Here is a 24,463-nt window from a genome sequence, read left to right as displayed (position 1 = left end):
GACAGTGTCCACTATGGGTGTCGGGCAGACAAGGGTCCGGCGACGACGTTGTCGAGCGGCTCGCCGGCGAGCAGCGCCTGCACCTGCCGGCGCACGAGCGCGATGGCCCGCGGACGCATGGCCTCGGTCGCTCCCCCGACGTGCGGGGTGATGAGGACGCCCGGCGCGGTCCAGAGCGGATGATCCTCCGGAAGGGGCTCCGGATCCGTCACGTCGAGTGCGGCGCGCAGGCGGCCGGAGAGGCACTCGGCAACGAGGGCGTCCGTGTCGACGACGGCACCTCGCGCCACGTTGACGAGCAAGGCGCCGTCCGGCATACGACCGAGCATCGACGCGTCGAACAGACCGCGCGTCGCGTCCGTGAGCGGCACGATGACCACGACGACGTCGTGGTCGGGGAGCAGGTCGGGCAGCTCGTCGATGCCGTGCACCTGCCGGACCATCGCGTCGCCGGCCCGGGCGCGCGAGGCCACGGCCGTCACGGTCACCTCGAAGGGCGCGAAGCGGCGCGCGACGGCGCGACCGATCCTGCCGTAGCCGACGACGAGCACCCGACGGTCGGCGAGCGCCGGGCGCAGGTGCAGCGGCTCCCAGCGCGAACGCGCCTGCGACGCCGCGAACTGCGGGATCTCCCGGATGGAGGCCAGCGTCAGCGCGAGGGCGAGCTCGGCCGTGGAGGCGTCGTGCACGCCTCCCGCGTTGCAGAGGCTGACCCCGTCGGGCAGCTCGCCGACGAACTTCTCGTAGCCGGCACTCTGGAGCTGCACGACCTCGAGGGCGTCGAGGCCCTTCGTGACGTCGGCCAGGCGCAGATCCGTCATGTACGGCATGACCGCGAGGCAGATGTCCCCGGCGCGCGGGTGTACCTGCTTCATGTCCCAGACGACCACCTCCGCACCATCGAGGTCGGCGAGCGCCTCGGCGTAGCCGGGCTCGGGGACGGACACGACAAGGGGACGGGCATCCATGGCGCCACGGTAACGAAGGTGGGCGCACGGCCGGAGGTCGGCGCCGCGCGCCGCGGCTAGGCTCGCGCGGTGACCAGCCCACCGCGCGTCCTGGCCCTCGGCTCCGGCAGACGCACCGTCCCACGCGGCGGCGGTCGGCCGACCGCCATCGACAAGCGACCCGTCGACGCGTTCGACGTCCGCGACCCGGGACCCAAGCACGGAGGACTCGGCAGCGGCGTGGTCGGCGACGAAATCGGCAACCAGAAGCACCACGGCGGCGCCCTGCAGGCCGTGTACGCCTACCCGCGCGAGGACCAGGCGTACTGGGAGGAGCAGATCGGGCGGCCCATCCCCCACGGCGGGTTCGGCGAGAACATCACCACCGTGGGGGTTGAGACCACGCACGCCCTCGTGGGTGAGCTGTGGCGCATCGGCGACGTCGTCCTGCGCGTCGAGGTCCCCCGGATCCCGTGCAGCACGTTCGCCCGCCACATGGGCGAGCCACGCTGGGTGCGACGCTTCACCGAGGCCGGCCGCACCGGCGCCTACCTCTCGGTCGTGACCCCAGGCTCCGTCCGCTGCGGCGACCCCATCGAGGTGGAGCGGCCGGGCCACGACATCGACCTGCTGCTGCTCTTCCGTGCCTTCACGGGAGACGTCGCGGCGGCACGGCGGGTCGTCGACGCGCGCGTCGTGCACCCGGCCGTGCAGGACGATCTCGTCCCGGCGCTCGAGCGACGCGGCGCCTGAGCGACGTCATCTGGCAAGGCGTGCGACACAATGAGGTATGCCGTATACCTCCGCACCGGTCGGCCGGGCCCTTGCGGGCGCCGTCGTCGTCGCCGTCGTCACCGCAGGGTGCTCCACGGGCGCCCCGACCACGGCCTCGACGGGTGCGGCGACGAGGCAGGCAAGCAGCCCGGTGACGAGCGCCGAGACGAGTGCACCGACGGCTCCGCCCACGAGCACCGCCACCACCCCCGCACCGTCGACGACAGCCCCCGGCGCAACTGCCTCCAGCTCGGCGAGAGCCGTGGCGCCCACGCCATCGACCGCTGCCGCACCGACCGGCCAGCCCGTGCCCCGGGATGCCGGCCCCCTGACCCTCCTCGGGGGGCTCGACATCGCGTGGTCCGTGGCCGTCCTGCCCGACGGCAGCGCCCTGGTCAGCGAGCGCAACACCGGCAGGATCTACCACGTGCCGAGGCCGGGGTCGGGGGGCAAGGCCACGGTTGCAGGCCGGCTACCCATCAGCCGCACGGAGGGAGAGGGCGGCCTGCTCGGCCTCGCCGTGCCCGAGGACTTCGAGGCCGACCCGGTCTTCTACGCGTACTACTCGACCGACAGCGACAACCGGATCGCCGCCGTGCCGTGGCGTGACGGCACGATCGGTGATCCGGTCGTGATCTTCTCCGGCATCCCCCGCGGGCGCTTCCACAACGGCGGGCGCATCGCCTTCGGGCCGGACGGATTCCTCTACGTCGGCACGGGCGAGGCCGGCGACACCTCCCTGTCGCAGAACCTCGACTCGCTCGGCGGCAAGATCCTTCGCATCACCCCAGACGGCGACCCTGCACCCGGCAACCCGTTCGGCGGCTCCCCGATCTGGTCCTACGGCCACCGAAACGTGCAGGGCCTCGCGTGGGACAGCCGGAAGCGGCTGTGGGCCAGTGAGTTCGGCCAGGACACCTACGACGAGCTCAACCTCATCGAGCCCGGCAAGAACTACGGCTGGCCGCAGGTGGAGGGCAGGGCCCGAAACCCCGACTTCGTCGACCCCGTCGCCCAGTGGCCGACGAGCGAGATGTCGCCCAGCGGGATCGCCGTCGGCCCCGACGGAGCGGTCTACCTGGCGGCGCTGCGCGGCCAGTCCGCGTGGCGCGTGCCGGTCAACGCCGACGGCACCGCAGGCGAACCCGTCCGGTACCTCAAGGGGAAGTACGGCCGAATCCGCGACCTCCGCTTCGTCGGCGACCGGGTCTGGATCACCACGAGCAACAACGACGGCGCCGACCGGCTGATCTCGCTGCCACTGGCCGACGTCGGCGTCGGCTGAGCTCCGACCCCACCTCCACGATCCGCCTCGCCCGGCCCGCCCCTCTTGCACCGTCGAAAGGCCACATTCCGGGGCCTCCCAGAGGTCAGGAACCTCCGGGACCGACCGGAATGTGGCCTTTCGACGGTTGGTTTGGTTCGCTGGGGCCCTACTGGAGCTTGGCGAGGATGAGCTCGCGGGCCTTGCCGGCGTCGGCCTGGCCCTTCATCTCCTTCATGACCTGACCGATGAGCGCACCCGCGGCCGCCACCTTGCCGTCGCGGATCTTTGCAGCGACGTCCGGGTTGGCGCCGATGACCTTGTCGACGGCGGCCTCGAGGGCGCTGTCGTCCTGGACGAGCTGGAGCCCGCGCGCGTCGGCAACCGTCCTGGGGCTGCCCTCGCCCGCGAGGACGCCGTCGAGGACCTGACGCGCGAGCGAGTCGTTGAGCCGCCCGGCGGCGACGAGCCCGTCGAGCTCGGCGATGTGCGCGGGCGTCAGGCCCAGCCCGGCGGCATACGTCACGATGTCCTGGCCCTCGGCGTTGGCGCGGCGTGACGGCTCGCCGAGCCACCACTTCCTCGCCGCAGCCGGGCTCGCGCCGGCGGCGACGGTCTCCTCGATGAGCTCGACGGCGCCGGCGTTGACGACGTCGCGCATCTCGAGATCGCTGTAGCCCCAGTCGGACTGGAGACGCTTGCGACGCAGGCCGGGAGGCTCGGGCAGGGTGCCGCGCAGGGCCTCGACCGTCTCACGCGTCGGCGCGACGGGCACGAGGTCGGGCTCGGGGAAGTAGCGGTAGTCCTCGGCATCGGACTTGACACGGCCGGAGGTCGTGATGCCGGTGTCCTCGTGCCAGTGCCGCGTCTCCTGCAGGATCGTGCCGCCACCGTCGAGGATCGCCGCGTGCCGCGAGATCTCGTAGCGCACCGCACGCTCGACCGACCGCAGCGAGTTGACGTTCTTCGTCTCCGTGCGCGTGCCGAGCGGCACGGCGAGCTGCTCCGCACTCAGCGGGTCGCCGACCTTCCGGCGCAGCGACACGTTGGCGTCGCAGCGCATCGAGCCCTGCTCCATCTTGACGTCGCTGACGTCGAGGGCGCGCAGCAGGTCGCGCAGCGCCGAGACGTATGCCTTGGCGACCTCGGGCGCGCGCTCGCCCGCCCCGACCATCGGCTTGGTGACGATCTCGATGAGCGGGATGCCGGCGCGGTTGTAGTCGACGAGCGAGTGGTCGGCGCCGTGGATGCGGCCGGTCGCGCCGCCGATGTGCAGCGACTTGCCGGTGTCCTCCTCCATGTGCGCGCGCTCGATCTCGACCCGGTAGGTGCTGCCGTCCTCGAGCTCGACGTCGAGATAGCCCTCGTAGGCGATCGGCTCGTCGTACTGCGACGTCTGGAAGTTCTTCGGCATGTCCGGGTAGAAGTAGTTCTTCCGGGCGAAGCGGCACCACTCGGCGATCTCGCAGTTGAGGGCCAGTCCGATGCGGACGGCCGACTCGACGGCCTTCTCGTTGACGACGGGCAGCGCCCCCGGCAGGCCGAGGCACACCGGGCACACCTGCGAGTTGGGCTCGGCGCCGAACTCCGTCGGGCAGCCACAGAACATCTTGGTCGCCGTGTGCAGCTCGACGTGCACCTCGAGTCCCATGACCGGGTCGAACGTGGCCATGGCCTCGTCGTAGTCCAGCACGGTGTCGCTCGTGACGGTGGTCATGTCAGGCTCCCTTCGCAGCAGCAGCGCCGGCCAACGCCGGGCCGCGGTCGAGGATCGGCCCGCCCCAGCGGTCGACGAGCGCAGCCTCGAGGGCGGCGCCCACGGAGTAGAGGCGCTCGTCCTTCATGGCGGGCGCGAGGATCTGGATGCCGGCCGGCAGGCCGTCCTCGTCGGCCAGGCCGGACGGGATCGACATGCCGGGCACGCCGGCGAGGTTGGCCGGGATCGTGGCGATGTCGTTGAGGTACATGGCCATCGGGTCCTCGAGCTTGTCGCCCATCTTGAACGCCGTCGTCGGCGCGGTGGGGCTGACGAGGACGTCGACCTTCTCGTACGCCTTCGTGAAGTCCTGCGCGATGAGCGCGCGGACCTTCTGCGCCGAGCCGTAGTAGGCGTCGTAGTAACCGGAGCTCAGCGCGTACGTGCCGAGGATGATGCGGCGCTTGACCTCGTCGCCGAAGCCGGCGTCCCGCGTCGCGGCCATGACCTGCTCGGCGCTCGGCGCGTCGACGCCTTCGGGCAGCACCCGTAGGCCGTAACGCATCGCGTCGAACTTCGCGAGGTTGCTCGAGGCCTCGCTCGGGAGGATGAGGTAGTAGGCCGCGAGGGCGAACTCGAAGTTCGGGCAGCTGACCTCGACGACCTCGGCACCGAGCTCCTCGAGCAGGGCGACCGACTCGTCGAAGCGGGCGCGCACACCCGGCTGGTACCCCTCACCGCCGAGCTCCTTGACGACACCGATGCGCATGCCCCTCACGTCAGCCGCGCGGGCAGCCTCGACGACGGGCGGCACCGGCGCGTCGATCGACGTGGAGTCCATCGGGTCGTGGCCGCCCATGACGGCGTGCAGCAGGGCGGTGTCGAGCACGGTGCGGCCGCAGGGGCCGGCCTGGTCGAGGGAGCTGGCGAGCGCCACGAGGCCGTAGCGCGAGACGCCGCCGTAGGTCGGCTTGGTGCCGACCGTCGCGGTCACGGCAGCCGGCTGGCGGATCGAGCCGCCGGTGTCGGTGCCGGTGGCGAGCGGCGCCTGGAACGAGGCCAGCACCGAGCTCGAGCCACCGCCGGAGCCGCCGGGGATGCGCTCGAGGTCCCACGGGTTGTGCGAGGGCCCGTAGGCCGAGTGCTCGGTCGAGGACCCCATGGCGAACTCGTCCATGTTGGTCTTGCCGAGGATCGGCAGGCCGGCCTCGCGCAGCTTCGTCACGACGGTCGCATCGTAGGGGGGGATCCAGCCCTCGAGGATCCTGCTGCCGCAGGTGGTGGGCACGCCCCTGGTCGTCATGACGTCCTTGACCGCGATCGGCACCCCGGCCAGGGCGCCGAGGCTCTCTCCGGCGTTGCGGCGCTCGTCGACCGCGCGCGCCTGGGCGAGGGCACCGTCGCCGTCCACGTGCAGGTAGGAGTGCACCAGCCCGTCGACGGCCGCGATGCGGTCGAGGTGCGCCCGGGTCACCTCGACGGAGCTGATCGTCTTGCTCGCGAGGGCGTCGGCCAGGGCGGAGGCGGTGGCCCGCGTCAGGTCGGTTGGCAGGTCGGTCACGTCAGTGCCTTCGGTTCGTAGCTGCGACAACAGGTTTCGTGGGTGCCCCGCACAGGCGGGGAGGTATGCCGGGTGCTGGGCGACGCGGCATACGCACGCTTGGTGGGTGGCTCAGTCCTCGTCGAGGATGCGCGGCACCGAGAAGCGCTGCTGCTCGGCCTCCGGCGCGCCTGCGAGCACGGCCTCCGCACCCAGGCTGGGGCGCACGACGTCGGGCCGGGTCACGTTGGTCAGCGGCATCGGGTGTGACATCGGGGCGACGCCCTCGGTGGGGGCCTGCTGGACCTTGGCCACGGACTCGAGGATGACCCCGAGCTCACCCACCATGCGGTCGAGCTCGGCGTCCGAGAGCTCGATGCGGGCGAGGCCTGCCAGGTGGGCTACGTCGTCGCGGGACAGGGATGACATGCGGGCCAGTCTATGGGGCGGCCCAGCGGGCCAGGACCACGCGTCCGGCCGCCCGCGGCGGACTCGCGCCGCCAGGGGCGTGTCCTGCGGGTGGGGTCGCTCGTTGACCACGCGGATCCACGAACCGCGCAAGGAGAGCCCTCGATGACGAGCCCGGCCAGCCCGACCACCAGTACGCCTGAGCCCACGCACACCGTGACGCCCCCACCCGCCTCGACCGGCGAACCGACCGGCGAACCGACCGGCATCTCGCCCACAGCGACGCCCACCAAGACGCCCACCAAGATGCCCACCGGGTCGCCGTCGACGGCATCCACCGAAGCACCGACCGAGGCACCGACCGAGGCACCGACCGAGGCACCGACCGGCCGCGCCGGCGCCAAGGCGGACACGCCGCCGCGAGTGCGCCGCTCCCCCGCAGCGGGCGCCACGGCCCGCAAGGCGCTCACACTGACGGGCGCCGGCATCAAGCGGGTGCGCACCCTGCTCGGTGAGATCGTCTGGCTCGCGTGCCTCCTGGCGGCCACGGCCCTGCTCCTCGGCGCCGTCCTCGTGGTGCTCGAGGCGAACACCCGCAACGCACTGGTCGCTGCCGTCCTGCGTGCTGCCGACTGGGCCGACCTCGGCGTCTTCAGTCGCACGGCGGGCGTCAAGCAGTTCACCGGCGAGGGAGCCGCCGTCAAGAACGCCATCACCAACTGGGGACTCGGCGCGGTCGCGTGGCTCGTCGTGGGCCGCGTCGCCCGCCGCATCCTGACGCCCTGAGCCCCTTGCTCAGTCGCGGGTCCCGCGCCGACGCTCGAGCACGAGGCGGCGCAGGACGTTGCGGCCCGTCCCCCAGATGCCGTGCCGGAAGAGCAGGACGATGACGACGAAGATCGTGCCGGTGATCAGGCCGATGCCCTCGAAGCCGGAGCTCGCGAGGTAGTCCTCGAGCGTCACGACGACGCCGGCACCGACGAGGCCACCCCACAGGGTGCCGATGCCGCCGAGCACGGTCACGAGGACGACCTTGCCCGAGGTCGTCCACATCAGCTCCTGGAGCGAGGCGAACTGGTGGCTCACGGCGAAGACGCCGCCCGCGAGGCCCGCGAGACCGGCCGAGATGACGAACGCGGTGATCTTGTAGCGCTCGACGTCGTAGCCCAGCGCCCGTGCCCGGGCCGGGTTGTCGCGCACGGCGGTGAGCACGCGACCGAACGGCGAGTTCACGACGCGCCAGGCGAGCAGGATGCCGAGCAGGATCATCGCCGCGCCGACGTAGTAGAAGTAGAATGGGTCGGTCTCGACGGACTCGATCCCGAAGAAGCTTCTCGGGATGCCCTGCAGGCCGTTCTCGCCGCCCGTGAGGGAGCGAGCCTGGTTGGCGATGAAGTAGAGCATCTGCGCGAAGGCGAGCGTGACCATCGCGAAGTAGATGCCCGTGCGCCGCACCGAGAGGTAGCCGATCGGCCACGCGATGAGCATCGAGAAGAGCGCGCCGCCGAGGACCGCGACGGGGAACGGCACACCCCAGGTCGTTGCTATGAGGCCGGTGCAGTAGGCCGAGCCGCCCCAGAAGGCGGCGTGGCCGAAGCTCAGCAGCCCGGTGAAGCCGAGCAAGAGGTCGACGCTGATCGCGAAGAGACCCCAGCAGAGGATGTCCATCGCGACCGGCGGGTAGATCCAGTACGGCAGAAGCACGACGACCACGAGGGCGACGAGCAGCAGCAGGTACCGCAGGGGGTTGCGGCGCGACAGGATCGAGGGCTGGGCCAGGTCGACGTCGACCTTGGCGGTCATCTGCTCGCTCATGCGACCTCCTCGCGTCCGAAGAGCCCCGAGGGCCGGACGAGAACGACGAGCGCCATCAGCACGAAGATGACGATCTGGGCGTATTGCGGGGCGTAGGCGATGCCGTAGGCCTCGACGAGTCCGACGAGGAAGCCCGCGACCACCGCCCCGAGGATGGATCCGAGGCCGCCGATGACGACGACGGCGAAGAGGATGATGATGAAGTTGCTGCCCATCTCCGCGGTGATGGCCCGCGTCGGCGCGGCGAGGACTCCGGCGAGCCCGGCGAGGGCGATGCCGAAGCCGAAGACCGGCGTCACCCAGCGTCCGACGTTGATGCCCAGGGCGCGGGTGCGCTCGGGCGCCTCGGTGGCGGCACGCACGATCATGCCGATGCGCGTCCTCGTCAGCAGCAGCCCGACGGCCACGCACACGACCACCGACAAGAGGCAGGCGAAGACCGCGTACGCCGATAGGTTGACGCTCCCGACACTGACCTGGCCGCCGAGACCCGCCGGCACCTCGTAGGGCAGCCCCGAGACGCCGTACCGCTGCTTCACCGCCTCGACGAGGACCAGGGTCAGTCCGAAGGTCAGCAGGAAGTTGTAGAGCGGGTCGAGCGCCAGGAGCCAGCGCACGAGCAGCCGCTCCATCAGCACGCCGAATCCGAACATGAGGATCGGCACGACGAGCAACGCGACCCAGAAGCCGACGTGCAGCTCGGCCAGCAGCACCGCCGAGAGCACCGCGCCGAGCATGTAGCAGGCGCCGTGCGAGAAGTTGACGACCCCGAGGACGCCGAAGATGACGGCGAGACCCAGCGCGGACAGCGCGTAGAAGCCGCCTGCGGCGAGCCCCTGGAGGGTGTACTGGATGAATTCGCTCATGTCTGTCGCTCGTTCGCGCTCGATCGGGCTGGGAGGACTACCGGCGTGGGTCAGCCCATCGAGCAGGCTGGGTTGGCTTCGCCGTACGCCTCGGCAGCCGGGATGGTCTTCTCGATGTCCTCGTAGTCCCACTCCTCCGGGGCCGAGCTCTTGACCTTGGCGAGGTAGACGTCGTGGATGACGGCGTGGTCGGCCTTGCGGACCTCGCCGTTGCGCAGGAAGACGTCGTTGATCTTCTTGCCCTCGAGCTTGCCGACGATCGTGTCGGCGTCGTCCGTGCCGGCCTCCTGGACCGCCTCGAGGTAGTTCATCGCGGCCGAGTAGTTGGCGGCGTGGGCGAAGGACGGCCGGGTGTTCGTCTTCTCCTTGAAGCTGTCGGCCCACTTCTTGTTCTGCGCGTCGAAGTTCCAGTACCACGCGTCGGTGAACTGGGTGCCGGCGAACTGGTCGACCCCGAGCGAGTGGATGTCGGTGATGAACATCAGCCCGACGGCGAGCTGCACCTTGCCCTTGAGCGAGCTCTGGTTGAACTGCTTGACGAAGTTGATGAGATCTCCGCCGGCGTGCATGGAGCCGACGACCTTGGGGGTGCCCTCGCCCGCCTTCGTGATGAAGGTGGCGAAGTTGTCGCTCGGGAAGGGCGAGGCGATCGACTCACCGACACTGCCGCCGGCCTTGGCGACCTCGGCGCTGAAGGACTTGTTCATGTCCTGGCCGAACGCGTAGTCGGGGTAGACGATGTTCCAGCTCTTCCCGCCCTCCTTGGTGATGGTGCCGGCCGTACCGCGGGCGAGGACGGCGGTGTTGTACGCCCAGTGGAAGGTGTACTTGTTGCAGCTCGCGCCCGTCAGCGCCGTCGTGCCGGCCCCGATGTTGATGTAGAGCTTCTTCTTGGCCTTGGCCTGGGTGGCGACGGCGAGGGCCGCTGCCGAGTTCGGCACGTCGAGGATGACATCGGCCTTCTGCCGGTCGTACATCTCCTGCGCCTTGGAGTTGGCGATGTCGGCCTTGTTCTGGTGGTCGGCCGTGACGACCTCGATGACCTTGGCGACCGCCTTGTCGCCGTACTTCGCCTTGTAGTCCTCGATCGCCATCTCGATGGCGACCTTGCTGTTGGGACCGGACAGGTCCTTGTAGACGCCCGACTGGTCGTTGAGCAGGCCGATGACGACCTTGTCGTCGGTGAGCTTGCTCGACCCGCCGGCCTGGGGGCCGCCGGCCCCTCCGCACGCGGTGAGCGCGAGCGACGCGGTGGCTGCGATCGCGACGGTGCCCTGGACTGTCCTGCTGCGCATGTCTTCTCCTGGTGTGGTGACGAGCTGTGACGGATGTGGGACGGGGGTGCGCGCTACATCCCGAGATGGGTGAGCAGCTCTCCCTCGCGGGCGCGGAAGTCGTCGTTGGCGAGGTGCTCGACGACTCTTCCCTGGGAGAGGAGGTAGTGGCGGTCAGCGACGGTGGACGCGAACTTCACGTTCTGCTCCACGAGGAGCACCGCGACGCCCTGGCCCTTGATCTCGCGGATGATCTCGCCGATGCGCTGGACGATGACGGGAGCCAGCCCCTCGCTCGGCTCGTCGAGCAGCAGCAGACGGGAGCCCATCCGCAGGACCCGCGCCATGGCGAGCATCTGCTGCTCGCCGCCCGACAGCCTGGTGCCGGGGAAGTCGCGGCGTTCGTGCAGGACCGGGAAGAAGTCGTAGATCCGCTCGAGAGGCCAGGCGTCGGGGTGGACGACCGGCGGCAGGAGGAGGTTCTCGGCGACGGTGAGGCTCGCGTAGATGCCGCGGTCGTCGGGCACCCAGCCGATGCCGGCGCGGGCACGGGCGTCGGCGGAGCGCCTCCCCAGGTCCGTCCCGTCGAAGGTCACGGCGCCCTCGATCTGTCGGTGCAGGCCGATGACGGAGCGCAGCAGGGTTGTCTTACCGGCACCGTTGCGGCCGACGAGGGTGACGACCTCGCCGGGGGCGACGTCGATGCTCACGTCGGTGAGGACGCGCGCCTCCCCGTACCAGGCCGAGAGGCCGGAGACCTCTAGCATGCGTGACTCCAGTTGTCTCGCAATGGCTTGCGCTGTTGCTGTCGTCGTGCGGGTGTCGTCACTCATGGGCTGCTCCGAGGTATGCCGTGATGACCCGCTGGTCGGCGCGCACCTGGTCGTAGGGCCCCTCCGCCAGCACCTGACCCGACTGGAGCACCGTGACGGTGTCCGCGAGAGAGCCGACGACGTGCATGTTGTGGTCGACGAAGACGACGGTGCGCCCTGCCGCGAGCTGCTTGACGAGCGCGATGGTCCGGTCGACGTCCTCGATGCCCATGCCGGCGGTCGGCTCGTCGAGCAGCAGCAGCCTGGGGTCGAGGGCCATGGCGATGGCGAGCTCGAGCGCGCGCTTCTGGCCGTATGCCAGGGACGACGCGGGCGCGCCGGCTCGGTCGGCGAGCCCGACCTGGTCGAGCAGCTCCATGGCGCGGCCCCGGAACGTCGCCAGGCGGGCGACCGAGCGCCACCACTGCCTGCCCATCCCGGTCGGGCTGGCCAGGGCCAGCTCGAGGTGCTCGCGCAGCGTCATCGCCTCGAAGAGGCTGGTGATCTGGAAGGAGCGCGCGATCCCGAGCGGGGCGATCTGCTCGGGAGCCCGGCCCGTGATGTCGTGGCCGTGGAACAGGACGCTGCCCGACGTCGGGGAGAGGAAGCCGGTGAGCAGGTTGAAGAGCGTCGTCTTGCCCGCCCCGTTGGGCCCGACCAGCGCGTGGACCGTGCCTCGCGCCACCGTCAGGTCGACGTCCGAGACAGCGCGGAAGCCGCGGAACTCCTTCGTCAGGGCCCTGGTCTCGAGCAGCGGGGTACCCGTCAAGACCTGCACCTCCTCGTGCGTCACGCTCGGCTGAGCAGGGTGTGTCGGGCCTGCGATCGGAAAGGACCGGCGGGCGTCGACACGGGGAAATTTCGGGCAAGCCTAGGAGGATGGCTGCTCGAAAGGACAGTCGGGGCCGACACACCTGACGGGCTCGTATGGGTCCGGCGCACATGACCGGACGGCGTCCCGTCGACGGGCTCGACGGGCTCGACAGGCTCGTCGGGCTCGACGGGCTGGACCGTTCGCGCTCAGCGCCGGGGCGACCTCAGCCGGGTGAGCCGGTCTCGAGGAGGCGGCGGAAGCCGTCCTCGTCGAGGATCGTCAGTCCGAGCTCCTCGGCCTTGGCGGCCTTGGTGCCGGCGTTGGCGCCGACGACGACGTAGTCGGTCTTCTTCGAGACCGAACCGGACGCCTTGCCGCCGCGGGTGATGATGGCCTCCTTCGTCTCGTCACGGGAGAAGCCCTCGAGTGAGCCCGTGACGACGACCGTCTTGCCCTCGAGCGTGCGCGGGACGTTCTCGTCGGCCTCGTCGGCCATGCGCACGCCGGCGTCGGCCCACTTGCGCACGATCTCCTGGTGCCAGGCGACCTCGAACCACGCGGTGACGGCCTCGGCGATGACTCCTCCGACGCCCTCCGCCCGGGCCAGCTCCTCGGTGCTTGCCGACCGGATCGCCTCCATGGAGCCGAAGTGGGAGGCGAGCGCCCGGGCGGCGGTGGGTCCGACGTGACGGATCGAGAGGGCGACGACGACGCGCCAGAGCGGCTGGGTCTTGGCCTTGTCGAGCTCGGCGAGCAGCTTCTCTCCCCCTGCCGACAGCACGCGTCCGCCGACGACGGCCTCGGGCGGGTCGGTCTTCTTCGCGGTCCGCGTGTAGAGGGTCACCCGCGCGAGCTTCTCGCGGGTGATGCCGTACTCGCCGGCGAGCGGGCTCTCGTCCGGCGGGGCGAAGAGGTCACCCTCGTCGGTGATGACACCGGACGCGAGCAGGGCGATGGACCCCTCCCAGCCGAGCGCCTCGATGTCGAGGGCCCCGCGGGAGGCGAGGGCGAAGACGCGCTCGCGCAGCTGGCTCGGGCAGGACCGGGTGTTGGGGCAGCGGATGTCCTTGTCGCCCTCCTTCTCCGGGGCGAGCGGCGTGCCGCAGGCAGGGCACTCGGTCGGCATGACGAAGGCGCGCTCGCTGCCGTCTCGCAGGTCGACCACGGGCCCGACGATCTCGGGGATGACGTCGCCCGCCTTGCGCAGCACGACCGTGTCGCCGATCAGCACGCCCTTGCGCTCCACCTCGTACGCGTTGTGCAGCGTCGCCTGCTCCACGGTGGAGCCCGCGACGACGACCGGCTCCATGACTCCGTAGGGCGTCACACGACCGGTGCGCCCGACGTTGACCCGGATGTCGAGGAGCTTGGTGTTGACCTCCTCGGGCGGGTACTTGAAGGCGATGGCCCACCGGGGGGCCCGTGACGTCGCGCCGAGCTGGCGCTGCAGGGGCACCTCGTCGACCTTGACGACGATGCCGTCGATCTCGTGGGCGCGGTCGTGGCGGTGCTCGCCGTGGTAGGTGACGTACTTCTGCACCGCCTCGATGTCGTCGAGGACCCGGACCTCGTCGGAGGTGGGCAGCCCCCAGCCGCGCAGCACGGCATACGCCTCGCTCTGGCGCTCGATGTCGAAGCCTCGGCGGGCACCGATACCGTGCACCAGCATGCGCAGGGGACGGGTCGCGGTGACCTTCGGGTCCTTCTGGCGCAGTGAGCCGGCCGCGGCGTTGCGGGGGTTGGCGAAGGGCGCCTTGCCGGCCTCGACGAGGGCGGCGTTGAGGTCGGCGAAGGCTGCGGTCGGGAAGAAGACCTCACCTCGGATCTCGACGAGCTCGGGCACGTCGTCGCCGGCCAGCCGGCCCGGGATGCCGCGGATCGCGCGGACGTTGTGGGTGACGTCCTCGCCGGTGCGCCCATCGCCGCGGGTCAGGGCCCGCACGAGGCGGCCCTTCTCGTAGAGCAGGTTGATGGCCAACCCGTCGATCTTGAGCTCCGTGAGGTAGTGGGCGCCTGCGCCGACCTCGCGCTCGACGCGCTCGGCCCAGGCCTGCAGCTCCTCGAAGGAGAAGGCGTTGTCGAGGCTCAGCATCCGCTCGACGTGGTCGACCGTCTCGAACCCGGTCGCGAAGGCGGCACCGCCGACGTTCTGGGTCGGGCTCTCGGGCGTGCGTAGCGACGGGAACTGCTCCTCGAGCCTGTTGAGTCGGCGCATCAGCTGGTCGTACTCGCCGTCGCTGATCGTCGGCGCGTCCTTGACGTGGTAGGCGAACTGGGCGGCCGTCGCCTGCTCGGCCAGCTCCGCCCACTCCTGGTGGGCCTCGGTCGGGACGTCATCGGTGACGGGCGTGGGTCCGCTGCTCTCGCTCACGCGCTCATCCTGCCAGCCACCTCTGACCCTGACGGATCGATGACGCTCGTCACCGCGCGGCTAGTCTGTTCACCAGGCTACCCGGCAGTCACAATGGGCCGGAGCCCGTTCGCTGCAAAGGAGCAGAGATGACCAACCTCGCCGCCAACCTCGTCGCCACGGCGGCCCGCGTCCCCGACAAGGTCGGCATCAAGCTCGACCAGGCCGAGGTGTCGTGGTCGGTGCTGCACCGGGCGGCGGCTGCGGTGGCCGGGCGACTGCAGGCAGCGGGGCTCGAGCCCGGCGACCGCGTGTCGCTCATCCTGCCCAACGTGCCGGCATACCCCGTCGTCTTCTACGGGACGCTGCTGGCCGGCGGTGTCGTGGTTCCGATGAACCCGTTGCTGAAGGCCGGGGAGATCCAGTACTTCTTCGAGGACAGCGGCGCCCGCTTCGCCTTCGTCTGGCCGGACTTCGCCGACGAGGCCGGCAAGGCTGCCGCCGAGACGGGCACGCGGCTGGTCGTGTGCGGTCCCATGGGCCCCGCGGACGGCCAGTTCGACACGGCTGAGTCCGCCGCCGCGCCGGTGCTCGACCCGGTCGAGCGCGCCGACGACGAAACGGCCGTCATCCTCTACACGAGCGGCACGACGGGCAAGCCCAAGGGCGCGGAGCTGACGCACTTCAACCTGCACCGCAACGCCCAGGTGACCTCGAGCGAGATCATGCAGATCAGGCAGGACGACGTCATCATGGGCTGTCTGCCCCTCTTCCACGTCTTCGGCCTCACCTGCGGGCTCAACACCTCCGTCCAGCAGGGCAGCACCTTGACGCTGATCCCCCGCTTCGACCCTGCCAAGGCCATCGAGGTCCTCGGACGCGACCACGTCACGATCTTCCAGGGCGTCCCGACGATGTATGCCGCCATCCTGAACCACCCGAACGCCGACCAGGCCGACACGAGCAGCCTGCGCACCTGCGCCTCGGGGGGCTCTGCCATGCCCGAGGCGGTCATGAAGGCGTTCGAGGAGAAGTTCGGCTGCCAGATCCTCGAGGGCTACGGCCTGTCCGAGACCTCTCCGGTCGCCTCGTTCAACATGCCGGACAAGCCGACCAAGCCGGGCACCATCGGCCGCGCCATCCCGGGCTGCGAGATGAAGCTCGTCGACATCGACGGCAACGACACACCTCCCGACGAGATCGGCGAGATCGCGATCCGAGGCGAGAACATCATGAAGGGCTACTGGAACCGTCCCGAGGCCACCAGGGAGGCCATCCCCGACGGGTGGTTCCGCTCGGGCGACCTCGCGACGGTCGACGGCGATGGCTACTTCACCATCGTCGACCGGAAGAAGGACATGATCATCCGCGGCGGGCTCAACATCTACCCCCGCGAGGTCGAGGAGGTCCTCTACACGCACCCGGACGTCCTGGAGGCTGCGGTCGTCGGCGTGCCCGACGAGCTGATGGGCGAGGAGGTCGGGGCCGCGGTCGTGCTCCGCCCCGGCGCCACCGCGACGCTCGAGGACGTGCAGGCCTACGTGAAGGGGCGCCTCGCGTCCTACAAGTACCCCCGTCGCATCTGGGCGCTCGACGAGCTGCCCAAGGGGCCGACGGGCAAGATCCTGCGACGCGAGGTGCGCCCGAGCGACGCCCGTTGACCGGCGGCGCGGGTCGCGACACGCGCCGTGCTGGACTCGCCGGGTGTTTTGGAGTATCGACTCGCATCGGTGACACTGGAGCAGGGTCACTACCGACGTGCCGCACCCCGTCCCGCCCCGGGGCGTCCGGCGTCATGTCTGCGAAGGGTATTCACGCGTGAAGTCGAGCATCCGTTCCGCCGCCGTCTCGGGCATCGCCGTGCTGGCCATGCTCGGTGTCACGGCCTGCAACGCAACGGCCACGGCTGAGAACGGCAAGCCCGGCGGCTCTGCGTCCGTCGGGACACAGACTCCCGGTGACACCGGCTCGCAGTCGCCCACGCCGACCACCGACCCCGTGGCCTTCAAGACCACCCCCGCCGAGGACGCCACCTCGGTGCCCGTCGACACGCGGGTCACCGCTGCCGCCGAGCAGGGCACGCTGACCAAGGCCTCGCTGTCCTACACCAGCAAGAAGGGCAACCGCGTCCCGGTGGAGGGCACCCTCGAGGGTGGCACCTGGACCGCGGGCGACCTGCTCGAGCCCGGCGTCAAGTACACCCTGGCCATGGAGGCCAAGGACGCCGACGGCAAGACCACCGAGACGACCCGCACGTTCCGCACCGCCAACCTCACCCTGGCAGAGCAGGTCTACGTCGCCGTCTCCCCCCGTGACGGCGGCACGGTGGGCATCGGCATGCCGGTCGTCGTCCGCTTCGACCTGCCGGTCGTCGACAAGGCCGCGTTCGAGAAGCACATGAAGGTCACCTCGACGCCGGCCCAGGCCGGCTCGTGGTACTGGCTGAGCTCGCGGGAGGCGCACTGGAGGCCCAAGACGTACTGGCAGGCAGGCACGAAGGTGCACGTCGAGGCCGACCTGAACGGCGTCCCCGCCGGCGGGGGCCGCTGGGGCCAGCAGTCCCGGACGGCCGACTTCACGATCGGGCGCGCGGTCGTGATGAAGGCGAACATCAAGACCGACCAGATGGACGTCTACATCGACGGCAAGAAGGTCCGCCGCATCCCGATCACCGGCGGTCAGCCCGGCTTCATCACGCGCTCGGGCGTCAAGGTGATCATGGACAAGCAGACCGACATCACCATGCGGGCGGAGACCATCGGCCTGAAGAAGGGCGACGCCGCCTACTACTCCGACACCCCGGTCAAGTACGCCATGCGCGTCACCAACTCGGGCGAGTTCCTGCACACCGCACCGTGGTCGGTCAAGGACCAGGGCCACCGCAACGTCAGCCACGGCTGCACCGGCATGAGCGACGCGAACGGCAAGTGGCTCTACGGGCAGGTGCAGATCGGCGACGTCGTCGAGACGACCGGCACCAACCGTCCGATGACCATGGGCAACGGCTACTCCGACTGGAACCTCAGCTGGGCCGCGTGGACGGCGGGCTCCGCGCTCTGAGCCCCGCCCACCGACCGACGAGGCCGGTCATCCCACGACGGGATGACCGGCCTCTGCCGTCCCGCTGGGGACGGGCCCCATGGCCACAGCCGGTCAGTCGGTGCTGCGCTGCTCGAGCTCGGCCGCTGTCTCCACCGCGGCGCGCTGCACCCTGCGTGCGACGTCCGGTGAGGCGGCGCCCAGGCCACAGGCGGGCGTGACGACGATCTGCGCCAGCGCGGACTGCGTTAGGCCCGTCCGCCGCCAGGCGTCGACGACGGTGTCGGCGAGCTGCAGCGCACGCGTACTGCTGCCGTCCGTCGGCACCGCCCCCGCATGCAGGCGTATGCCGTCCTCCACCGCCACCGCGACGCCTTCCCACTCGCGCGGACGCAGCAGCGAGGTGTCGAGGGACAGGGCAGTAGGACGGGTGGCGCGCAGCAGCGGCAGTGGCGGGTCGGCCGCACAGCAGTGCAGCACGGTCTCGCCGTCGTGCGCCCGCAGCACCGTCATGAGCCCTGCGGCGGCGAGCTGGGGGTCGAGGCTCGGCAGCCTGCCGAAGCCGGAGGACGTCGGCAGCCTTCCCGCCAGCACGGTGGGCAGGCTCGGCTCGTCGACCTGCAGGACGACCTGCGCCCCGGGGACGAGGCTTCGGACGGCGGCCACGTGCAGGCGTACGCCCTCGGCGAGCGACTCGACGAGGTCGCGGCAGGCGCCCTCGTCGACGACCACCCGCTCACCCCTCGTCAGCCACACGTTCGCGGCCAGGGTCCACGGGCCGACGACCTGGACCTTCAGTGGTCCGGTGTGACCGTCGAAGGCCTCGGCGAGCTCGTCGAGGTCCTCGCGCAACAGGGCGGCCGTGCGGGAGGCGTCGCGCCCCGGCCGGTCGACGAGGCGCCAGCCGATGGGTTGCAGGTCGACCGGCAGCTCGACGAGGAGCCCGGCCGTGCGCCCCACCATGTCGGCTCCCGGACCTCGGGCCGGTAGCTCGGGCAGGTAGGGCAGCTGGCCCTCGAGCAGCTCGCGCACCTGGGACAGCGCGTCACGGACGGAGGTGCCGGGCCAGGAGCCGATGCCAGTCGCGAGGGTCACCGCGCCAGCCTAGGCGCGGTGCGGCGCCCGGCCCCGCCGGGGTGGTGGAGGCGCGGCCCTCCACCCGACGGGGGCTGGCACCCGTAGCGTGGTCGGGTGCGACGCCGTGACTTCTCCGGACCCGACGACCTCCGCGCCATGCAGCAGCTGGCGTCCCGGCTCTGGTCGCCGACCAGCCGCTTCCACGTCGGTCAGCTGGCCTGGAGCCGCTACTACCGCCCCGTCGACCCCGGGTCGCTCGACGACGGTGAGGCGATCTCGATCTGGAGCGAGGGTGACCAGACGCTCGGCTTCGGTTGGGCCGAGGCACCGGACTGGCTCGAGCTGCAGGTGGACCCGACACGTCCGGACGTCGCCGAGGCGCTCGTCGAGTGGTTCGAGGAGGTGAGCGACGCGGATACGCAGTCGGCGTTGGTGATGGAGGGCGACGTGTCCGAGAAGGCCTTGGCCGCAGCAGGATTCGAGCCGGACCGGGAGGCCCCCTGGTTCACGCACCACGTCGTCGGAACGGGCTTCCTTCCTGAGCTTCCGCGGGCCGAGGGCTACCGCTTCCGCCACGTCGAGCCGCACGAGGCGCGTGAGCGAGCGGCGGTCCATGCGGCCTCATGGTCCGAGTTCGGGCCGTCGAAGGTCGACGAGACGGCCTACGGCCGGCTCATGACCGCCTGGCCCTACCGGCATGACCTCGACTGGGTGGCAGTCGACGCCGACGACCGCATGGTGGCCTCGGCGCTGGTCTGGCTCGACGACGCCCACGGCGCGGGGCTGGTCGAGCCGGTGGGCGTCGTGCCGGCCCACCGAGGTCGCGGGCTCGCGGGGGCGGTGACCCTCGCCGCCCTGCACCGGCTCGCCGAGCTGGGGGCCACGGTGGCGCAGGTCAGCCCCCGCGGCGACGCCGGCTACCCGGGCCCGCAGCGGCTCTACCGCTCCCTGGGGTTCCGACCTCAGGCCCGCACCGTCACGTGGACGCGGAGCCTGACCTGACGGCGCCCGCCTCGCCCGCCGCGCCCGCCGCGCCCGCCGCGCCTGTCAGCGAGCTGCCGCGGTGCGCTCCAGGCGCGAGGCGGCGATGGTCGCCGACCCCACGACGCGCGTGCCGTCGTAGAGCACGACGGACTGTCCCGGAGCGACGCCACGCACGCGCCCCTCGAGGCGTACCTCGACCCGGTCGCCCTCGGCCCAGGCGGTGGCGGGGTACTCCTCACCGTGGGCCCGCACCTGCGCGCCCACCTGCACGACACCCTCGGGTGCCGGCCCGCACCACCGCGCGTGGTCGCCGGTGATGGCGTTGACGCCCAGCAGGTCGGCCTCGCCGACGACCACCTGGTTGGTGTCGGGTCGCACCTCGACGACGTAGCGGGGGCGGCCGTCCGCCGCCGGCCGCGAGAGCCCGAGGCCGCGGCGCTGCCCGACGGTGTACGCGAACGCACCGTCGTGGCGGCCGACCACGTCACCCGCGGTGTCGACGATGTCGCCCGGCGCCGCTCCGAGCTCACGCGTCAACCAGCCCCGTGTGTCGCCGTCGGGGATGAAGCAGATGTCGTGGCTGTCCGGCTTCTTGGCGATGAAGAAGCCTCGCTCGGCGGCCTCGGCGCGCACCTGCGGTTTCGTCGTGTCGCCGAGCGGGAAGAACGCGCGCTCCAGCTGGTGGGCGTCGAGCACCCCGAGCACGTAGCTCTGGTCCTTTGCGGGGTCGACCGCACGGTGCAGCTCGCGCCGCACCCGGCCCCGGGGCTCGTGGGCCTCGACCACCTGCGCATAGTGCCCGGTGGCGACCGCATCGAAACCGAGAGCCACGGCCTTGTCGAGCAGGGCTGCGAACTTGATCTTCTCGTTGCAGCGCAGGCACGGGTTGGGGGTACGACCCGCGGCGTACTCAGCGCGGAAGTCGTCGACGACGTCGTGGCTGAACCGGGCGGCCATGTCCCAGACGTAGAAGGGGATGCCGAGCACGTCGGCGACCCGGCGCGCGTCGCCGGCGTCCTCGATGGTGCAGCAGCCACGGGCCGACTCGCGCAGGGTCGCGGCGCTCTGGCTCAGGGCCAGGTGCACCCCGACGACCTCGTGCCCGGCGTCGAGCATGCGGGCGGCGGCGACCGCCGAGTCGACGCCGCCGCTCATCGCCGCCACGACCCTCACGACGCGGCCGCCTCGCGGGCCCTGCGCGCGCGGTCGATGGCGGCAGGCAGCGCGTCGATGAAGGTGTCGACGTCGGCCTGGGTCGTCGTGTGGCCGAGGGTCACGCGCAGCGCTCCCCGCGCGTCGCTCTCGGCGACGCCCATGGCCAGCAGGACGTGGCTCGGCTGCGGGACGCCCGCGTGGCAGGCCGAACCGGTCGAGCACGACACCCCCGCCGCGTCGAGCAGGTAGAGCAGGGAGTCACCGTCGCACCCGGGCACGAGCAGGTGCACGTTTCCGGGTAGCCGGCTCGCGCCGTCACCGGGCCGCCAGACGCCCGACGGCCGGATGTCCGGCGCAGTGGCCATGGCTCGCTCGATGAGGTCGTCGCGCAGAGCCACGAGGCGCGCCGTCTCCGCGTCGACCGACGCGGTCGCCTCGACGAGGGCTGCGGCGAACCCGGCGATGCCGGGGGTGTCGAGCGTGCCGGACCGCACCTGCCGCTCCTGGCCGCCACCGTGCGTCAGGGGGACGAGCGTTGCGTCGCGGCGCGCGATCAGCGCCCCCACTCCGATGGGGCCGCCGAGCTTGTGCGCGGTGACGGACATGAGGTCGACGCCGCTCGCCGCGAAGTCGACGGGCACGTGTCCCGCCGCCTGCACCGCGTCGGTGTGGAAGGGGATGCCGAACTCGTGCGCCACCTGCGCGAGGGCAGGGATGTCCTGGACGACACCGACCTCGTTGTTGGCCCACATGACCGAGACGAGGGCGACCGAGTCGGGGTCGGCCTCGATCGCGGCCCGCAGCGTGGCCGGCTCGACGATGCCGTCAGAGGTGCACTCGAGCCAGGTGACCTTGGCGCCCTGGTGCGTGACCAGGAAGTCGACGCAGTCCAGGACGGCGTGGTGCTCGATGGCTCCGACGAGCAGCCGCACGCGGGCGTGGTCACGGTCGCGACGGGCCCAGAAGGTGCCCTTGACGGCGAGGTTGTCGGACTCGGTGCCACCGGAGGTGAAGACCACCTCCGAGGGGCGGGCTCCGAGGGCGTTGGCGATCTTCTCCCGCGACTCCTCCACGACCCGTCGCGCGGCGCGGCCGGTGCGGTGCAGGGAGGAGGGGTTGCCGACGACTGCAAGCTGCTCGGTCATCGCCTCGAGCGCCGCAGGAAGCATCGGGGTCGTCGCCGCGTGGTCGAGATAGGCAGTCACCCACCGATTCTAGGACGCCTCTGAGCGCCGCCCCGACCGGAGCGCCTCGCGCACCCTCCCCGTGTGGAGGGTCTGCCTATGATCGGCGCCATGGGTGGCAGCCAGAAGGGCACCGGCGGGAACCGGCTGTGCGCGCCTGCCGGTCACCGGGTCGTCTCGGCCCTCGCCTGCCCGGTCGTGGGCCATCTCGTGGCGCGGCTGCTGGCGCGCCTCGTGCCCGCGCTCCCCACGGGAATGACGTATGCCGTGTGCCTGGCCGTCGCGCTCGCTCTCGGCTGGCGTGCATGGTCGGCCCGGATCGAGCTCGGCAGCACGAGCCTGCACATGCACAACATCCTCGCCTCGACGACGATCGACAGGCGGGACGTGCGACGGGTCTCGAGTGGCGGCCGGCTCGAGTGGCATCGCGGTGACGGTCGACCGGTGCGCCTCCCGTCGGAGGCGCTGCGGGGAGCCTGGTGGGCCCTCGGGACGGGGCGGTCGGCATACGCGTTCAACCGCGATCGACTGGAGAGCTGGACGCGCCTCGGCGCGCACCTCGACCGCGACCCCGACACCGAGGCCGCCTGAGCCCCGCCCTCCTCCCCCTCAACCCGGGACCGGTTCGTGGCCTTTCGACGGTGGGGCTGGCTGGGGCGCGAGTCAGTCCTTGGCGGCCTTGATCGCGTCGGTGGCCTGCGGCAGGACCGAGAAGAGGTCCCCTACGACCCCGAAGTCGACGAGCTCGAAGATCGGGGCCTCGTTGTCCTTGTTGACCGCCACGATCGTCTTGGACGTCTGCATGCCGGCGCGGTGCTGGATGGCGCCGGAGATGCCGCAGGCGACGTAGAGCTGCGGGCTCACCTGCTTGCCGGTCTGCCCGACCTGCGAGGTGTGGGGGTACCACCCGGCGTCGACGGCGGCACGCGAGGCGCCGACGGCCGCACCGAGCGAGTCGGCGAACTCCTCGACCTTGGAGAAGTCACCGCCGGTGCCACGACCGCCGGAGACGACGATGGCGGCCTCGGTCAGCTCGGGTCGGCCGGAGGCCTGCTTCGGCTTGGACTCGGTGATCCGGGCGCCCTTGGCGGCGTCGGACGGCGCGAAGTCGAGCACCTCGTCGGCGGCCGCACCGGCGGCCTCCTCGGGCGTCGCCGAGTTCGGCTTGACCGCGATGATCGGCGTGCCCTTGGTGACGGTGGCCTCGACGGTGAAGGAGCCGGCGAAGACCGACTGCGTGGTGGCCACGACGCCGTCGGCTGCCTGGACGTCGACGGCGTCGGTGATCAGGCCCGACTCCGTCTTGACGGCGAGGCGCGCGGCGATCTCCTTGCCCTCGGGCGAGGACGGCACGAGCACGGCGGCCGGGGACTTCTCGGACACGAGCTGCGCGAGCAGCTCGGCCTGGGGGACGACGAGGTGCTCGAGCACCTCGGGCGACTCGACGCGGTAGACCTTCTCGGCGCCGAAACGGGCCAGGGACTCCTTGGCGGCGTCGAAGCCGGTGCCGACGAAGACGGCGGACGGCTCACCGAGACGGCGGGCGATCGTCAGCAGCTCCGCCGTGGTCTTGCGAACCTTGCCCTCGACGTGGTCGACGAGCACGAGTACTTCAGCCATGGTGCGAATCTCCTTTGCTGGCTGGGAAGAAGGTCAGACGAACTTGCGCTCGGACAGGAACGCGGCGAGCTTGCTGCCGCCGTCGCCCTCGTCGGGCACGATCTCGCCCTGTGAGCGCGGCGGCCGGGCTGCGAAGGACTCGACCTTCGTCCACGCGGCGTCGAGGCCGACCTGCGATGCGTCGACGCCGAGGTCGGCGAGGCTCCACTGCTCGACGGGCTTCTTCTTCGCGGCCATGATCCCCTTGAACGAGGGGTAGCGCGGCTCGTTGATCTGGTCGGTGACCGACACGAGGGCCGGAAGGGTCGCGGTGATCGTCTGGGTGGAGGCGTCGCCGTCGCGGCGGATCGTCGCCGTCCCGCCGTCCACCGTCAGCTCCGACGCGAAGGTGACGGCCGGCAGGCCGAGCCGCTCGGCGAGCATCGACGGCACGACGCCCATGGTGCCGTCGGTCGAGGCCATCCCGGTGACGACGAGGTCGACAGCCGTGTCAGCGCCGATCTTCTTGACGGCCTCGGCGAGCACGAGGGAGGTCGCGACCGCGTCGGAGCCGTGGATCGCGTCGTCCCGCACGTGCACGCCCTTGTGGGCGCCCATCTGCAGGGCCTTCTTGATGGCGTCGGCGGCGGCGTCGGGGCCGACCGTCAGCACGGTGACCTCACCCTCGCCGGCCTCGACGATCTTCAGGGCCTCCTCGACGGCGTACTCGTCGAGCTCCGACAGCAGCCCGTCGACGTTCTCGCGGTCGGTCGTGTTGTCAGATGCGTTGAACGTGCGCTCGGCCTGGGCGTCGGGCACGTGCTTGACACAGACGACGATGTTCATGGGTGAACGTCCTCTTCCG

23 protein-coding genes are annotated in these 24,463 nt (G+C 71.2%); 7 read left to right on the top strand and 16 right to left on the bottom strand.

The window, feature by feature from the left end:
- Positions 1 to 11: 11 nt before the first annotated feature.
- The gene (locus AC3WRT_RS00995) at positions 12 to 968 is read right to left on the bottom strand and encodes a 2-hydroxyacid dehydrogenase (protein ID WP_492718034.1); all 957 of its coding nucleotides are present in this window, start codon (positions 966 to 968) and stop codon (positions 12 to 14) included.
- 69 nt (positions 969 to 1,037) lie between these two features.
- Here AC3WRT_RS00995 and AC3WRT_RS00990 point away from each other — a divergent pair, with 69 nt between their 5' ends.
- Positions 1,038 to 1,700, top strand: a complete 663-nt coding sequence (locus AC3WRT_RS00990) for an MOSC domain-containing protein (protein ID WP_492718033.1) — start codon at positions 1,038 to 1,040, stop codon at positions 1,698 to 1,700.
- Between the two features lie 6 nt (positions 1,701 to 1,706).
- Here the strand turns inward: AC3WRT_RS00990 and AC3WRT_RS00985 are convergent, their stop codons facing one another.
- Positions 1,707 to 1,994 (bottom strand): hypothetical protein, encoded by a 288-nt coding sequence (locus tag AC3WRT_RS00985; protein ID WP_492718030.1) that lies wholly within the window; start codon positions 1,992 to 1,994, stop codon positions 1,707 to 1,709.
- Between AC3WRT_RS00985 and AC3WRT_RS00980 the strand changes: the two genes are divergently transcribed.
- Positions 1,984 to 3,006, top strand: a complete 1,023-nt coding sequence (locus tag AC3WRT_RS00980) for a PQQ-dependent sugar dehydrogenase (protein ID WP_492718027.1) — start codon at positions 1,984 to 1,986, stop codon at positions 3,004 to 3,006. The two genes, AC3WRT_RS00985 and AC3WRT_RS00980, sit on opposite strands and share 11 nt — an antisense overlap.
- Positions 3,007 to 3,154: 148 nt before the next feature.
- Here AC3WRT_RS00980 and gatB read toward each other — a convergent pair whose 3' ends face one another.
- The 3 genes from gatB to gatC form a co-directional block, all read right to left on the bottom strand.
- Entirely contained in the window at positions 3,155 to 4,702 is a 1,548-nt protein-coding gene (gatB, locus tag AC3WRT_RS00975) for an Asp-tRNA(Asn)/Glu-tRNA(Gln) amidotransferase subunit GatB (protein ID WP_492718025.1), read from the bottom strand.
- A 1-nt stretch (position 4,703) separates the two neighbouring features.
- A complete protein-coding gene (gatA, locus tag AC3WRT_RS00970) occupies positions 4,704 to 6,233 on the bottom strand; it encodes an Asp-tRNA(Asn)/Glu-tRNA(Gln) amidotransferase subunit GatA (protein WP_492718417.1) in 1,530 nt (509 codons plus the stop codon).
- A 120-nt stretch (positions 6,234 to 6,353) separates the two neighbouring features.
- A complete protein-coding gene (gatC, locus tag AC3WRT_RS00965; RefSeq protein WP_147063255.1) occupies positions 6,354 to 6,650 on the bottom strand; it encodes an Asp-tRNA(Asn)/Glu-tRNA(Gln) amidotransferase subunit GatC in 297 nt (98 codons plus the stop codon).
- 144 nt (positions 6,651 to 6,794) lie between these two features.
- Between gatC and AC3WRT_RS00960 the strand changes: the two genes are divergently transcribed.
- Entirely contained in the window at positions 6,795 to 7,415 is a 621-nt protein-coding gene (locus AC3WRT_RS00960; RefSeq protein WP_492718023.1) for a hypothetical protein, read from the top strand.
- A gap of 9 nt (positions 7,416 to 7,424) precedes the next feature.
- Here the strand turns inward: AC3WRT_RS00960 and AC3WRT_RS00955 are convergent, their stop codons facing one another.
- The 6 genes from AC3WRT_RS00955 to ligA form a co-directional block, all read right to left on the bottom strand.
- Positions 7,425 to 8,444 (bottom strand): branched-chain amino acid ABC transporter permease, encoded by a 1,020-nt coding sequence (locus AC3WRT_RS00955; protein WP_492718022.1) that lies wholly within the window; start codon positions 8,442 to 8,444, stop codon positions 7,425 to 7,427.
- Entirely contained in the window at positions 8,441 to 9,310 is an 870-nt protein-coding gene (locus AC3WRT_RS00950; protein ID WP_492718021.1) for a branched-chain amino acid ABC transporter permease, read from the bottom strand. The genes AC3WRT_RS00955 and AC3WRT_RS00950 overlap by 4 nt, the downstream gene beginning before the upstream one ends.
- Before the next feature lie 50 nt (positions 9,311 to 9,360).
- Positions 9,361 to 10,605, bottom strand: coding sequence for an ABC transporter substrate-binding protein (locus AC3WRT_RS00945; RefSeq protein ID WP_492718019.1), 1,245 nt, complete (start codon positions 10,603 to 10,605; stop codon positions 9,361 to 9,363).
- Between the two features lie 53 nt (positions 10,606 to 10,658).
- A complete protein-coding gene (locus AC3WRT_RS00940; protein WP_492718017.1) occupies positions 10,659 to 11,351 on the bottom strand; it encodes an ABC transporter ATP-binding protein in 693 nt (230 codons plus the stop codon).
- A 58-nt stretch (positions 11,352 to 11,409) separates the two neighbouring features.
- Positions 11,410 to 12,174, bottom strand: a complete 765-nt coding sequence (locus AC3WRT_RS00935) for an ABC transporter ATP-binding protein (RefSeq protein WP_492718415.1) — start codon at positions 12,172 to 12,174, stop codon at positions 11,410 to 11,412.
- 259 nt (positions 12,175 to 12,433) lie between these two features.
- Positions 12,434 to 14,581: an NAD-dependent DNA ligase LigA gene (gene ligA / locus AC3WRT_RS00930; RefSeq protein WP_492718014.1), complete on the bottom strand. Its 2,148-nt coding sequence runs from the start codon at positions 14,579 to 14,581 to the stop codon at positions 12,434 to 12,436.
- Positions 14,582 to 14,709: 128 nt separating this feature from the next.
- Between ligA and AC3WRT_RS00925 the strand changes: the two genes are divergently transcribed.
- Both AC3WRT_RS00925 and AC3WRT_RS00920 read left to right on the top strand, forming a co-directional pair.
- The gene (locus tag AC3WRT_RS00925; RefSeq protein WP_492718010.1) at positions 14,710 to 16,221 is read left to right on the top strand and encodes a long-chain-fatty-acid--CoA ligase; all 1,512 of its coding nucleotides are present in this window, start codon (positions 14,710 to 14,712) and stop codon (positions 16,219 to 16,221) included.
- Positions 16,222 to 16,378: 157 nt separating this feature from the next.
- Positions 16,379 to 17,620, top strand: a complete 1,242-nt coding sequence (locus AC3WRT_RS00920; RefSeq protein WP_492718009.1) for a L,D-transpeptidase — start codon at positions 16,379 to 16,381, stop codon at positions 17,618 to 17,620.
- A gap of 93 nt (positions 17,621 to 17,713) precedes the next feature.
- On the opposite strand, the gene AC3WRT_RS00915 is transcribed toward AC3WRT_RS00920, so the two are convergent.
- Positions 17,714 to 18,694: a uroporphyrinogen decarboxylase/cobalamine-independent methonine synthase family protein gene (locus AC3WRT_RS00915; RefSeq protein WP_492718007.1), complete on the bottom strand. Its 981-nt coding sequence runs from the start codon at positions 18,692 to 18,694 to the stop codon at positions 17,714 to 17,716.
- A gap of 96 nt (positions 18,695 to 18,790) precedes the next feature.
- Between AC3WRT_RS00915 and AC3WRT_RS00910 the strand changes: the two genes are divergently transcribed.
- A complete protein-coding gene (locus AC3WRT_RS00910; protein WP_492718006.1) occupies positions 18,791 to 19,678 on the top strand; it encodes a GNAT family N-acetyltransferase in 888 nt (295 codons plus the stop codon).
- 45 nt (positions 19,679 to 19,723) lie between these two features.
- Here the strand turns inward: AC3WRT_RS00910 and mnmA are convergent, their stop codons facing one another.
- Positions 19,724 to 20,833 (bottom strand): tRNA 2-thiouridine(34) synthase MnmA, encoded by a 1,110-nt coding sequence (gene mnmA / locus AC3WRT_RS00905; RefSeq protein WP_492718002.1) that lies wholly within the window; start codon positions 20,831 to 20,833, stop codon positions 19,724 to 19,726.
- The gene (locus AC3WRT_RS00900) at positions 20,830 to 22,020 is read right to left on the bottom strand and encodes a cysteine desulfurase family protein (RefSeq protein ID WP_492718000.1); all 1,191 of its coding nucleotides are present in this window, start codon (positions 22,018 to 22,020) and stop codon (positions 20,830 to 20,832) included. The genes mnmA and AC3WRT_RS00900 overlap by 4 nt, the downstream gene beginning before the upstream one ends.
- Positions 22,021 to 22,110: 90 nt before the next feature.
- Here AC3WRT_RS00900 and AC3WRT_RS00895 point away from each other — a divergent pair, with 90 nt between their 5' ends.
- Entirely contained in the window at positions 22,111 to 22,590 is a 480-nt protein-coding gene (locus AC3WRT_RS00895) for a hypothetical protein (protein WP_492717996.1), read from the top strand.
- Between the two features lie 72 nt (positions 22,591 to 22,662).
- Here AC3WRT_RS00895 and AC3WRT_RS00890 read toward each other — a convergent pair whose 3' ends face one another.
- A complete protein-coding gene (locus AC3WRT_RS00890) occupies positions 22,663 to 23,619 on the bottom strand; it encodes an electron transfer flavoprotein subunit alpha/FixB family protein (protein WP_492717994.1) in 957 nt (318 codons plus the stop codon).
- Between the two features lie 33 nt (positions 23,620 to 23,652).
- A complete protein-coding gene (locus tag AC3WRT_RS00885) occupies positions 23,653 to 24,444 on the bottom strand; it encodes an electron transfer flavoprotein subunit beta/FixA family protein (RefSeq protein WP_492718413.1) in 792 nt (263 codons plus the stop codon).
- Positions 24,445 to 24,463 lie beyond the last annotated feature (19 nt).

The organism is Terrabacter sp. FW104-15G4B (genome assembly GCF_058790095.1).
The sequence above is the reverse complement of the archived record's forward strand: the minus strand, read 5'-3'. Positions and strand labels throughout refer to the sequence as shown.

Coding starts and splice junctions, on each gene's coding strand:
- AC3WRT_RS00950 (WP_492718021.1), bottom strand. CDS start 9,310: ATGAGCGAATTCATCCAGTACACCCTCCAGGGGCTCGCCGCAGGCGGC.
- AC3WRT_RS00925 (WP_492718010.1), top strand. CDS start 14,710: ATGACCAACCTCGCCGCCAACCTCGTCGCCACGGCGGCCCGCGTCCCC.
- AC3WRT_RS00995 (WP_492718034.1), bottom strand. CDS start 968: ATGGATGCCCGTCCCCTTGTCGTGTCCGTCCCCGAGCCCGGCTACGCC.
- AC3WRT_RS00885 (WP_492718413.1), bottom strand. CDS start 24,444: ATGAACATCGTCGTCTGTGTCAAGCACGTGCCCGACGCCCAGGCCGAG.
- gatC (WP_147063255.1), bottom strand. CDS start 6,650: ATGTCATCCCTGTCCCGCGACGACGTAGCCCACCTGGCAGGCCTCGCC.
- AC3WRT_RS00940 (WP_492718017.1), bottom strand. CDS start 11,351: ATGCTAGAGGTCTCCGGCCTCTCGGCCTGGTACGGGGAGGCGCGCGTC.
- AC3WRT_RS00945 (WP_492718019.1), bottom strand. CDS start 10,605: ATGCGCAGCAGGACAGTCCAGGGCACCGTCGCGATCGCAGCCACCGCG.
- AC3WRT_RS00960 (WP_492718023.1), top strand. CDS start 6,795: ATGACGAGCCCGGCCAGCCCGACCACCAGTACGCCTGAGCCCACGCAC.
- AC3WRT_RS00895 (WP_492717996.1), top strand. CDS start 22,111: ATGGGTGGCAGCCAGAAGGGCACCGGCGGGAACCGGCTGTGCGCGCCT.
- AC3WRT_RS00890 (WP_492717994.1), bottom strand. CDS start 23,619: ATGGCTGAAGTACTCGTGCTCGTCGACCACGTCGAGGGCAAGGTTCGC.
- AC3WRT_RS00955 (WP_492718022.1), bottom strand. CDS start 8,444: ATGAGCGAGCAGATGACCGCCAAGGTCGACGTCGACCTGGCCCAGCCC.
- gatB (WP_492718025.1), bottom strand. CDS start 4,702: ATGACCACCGTCACGAGCGACACCGTGCTGGACTACGACGAGGCCATG.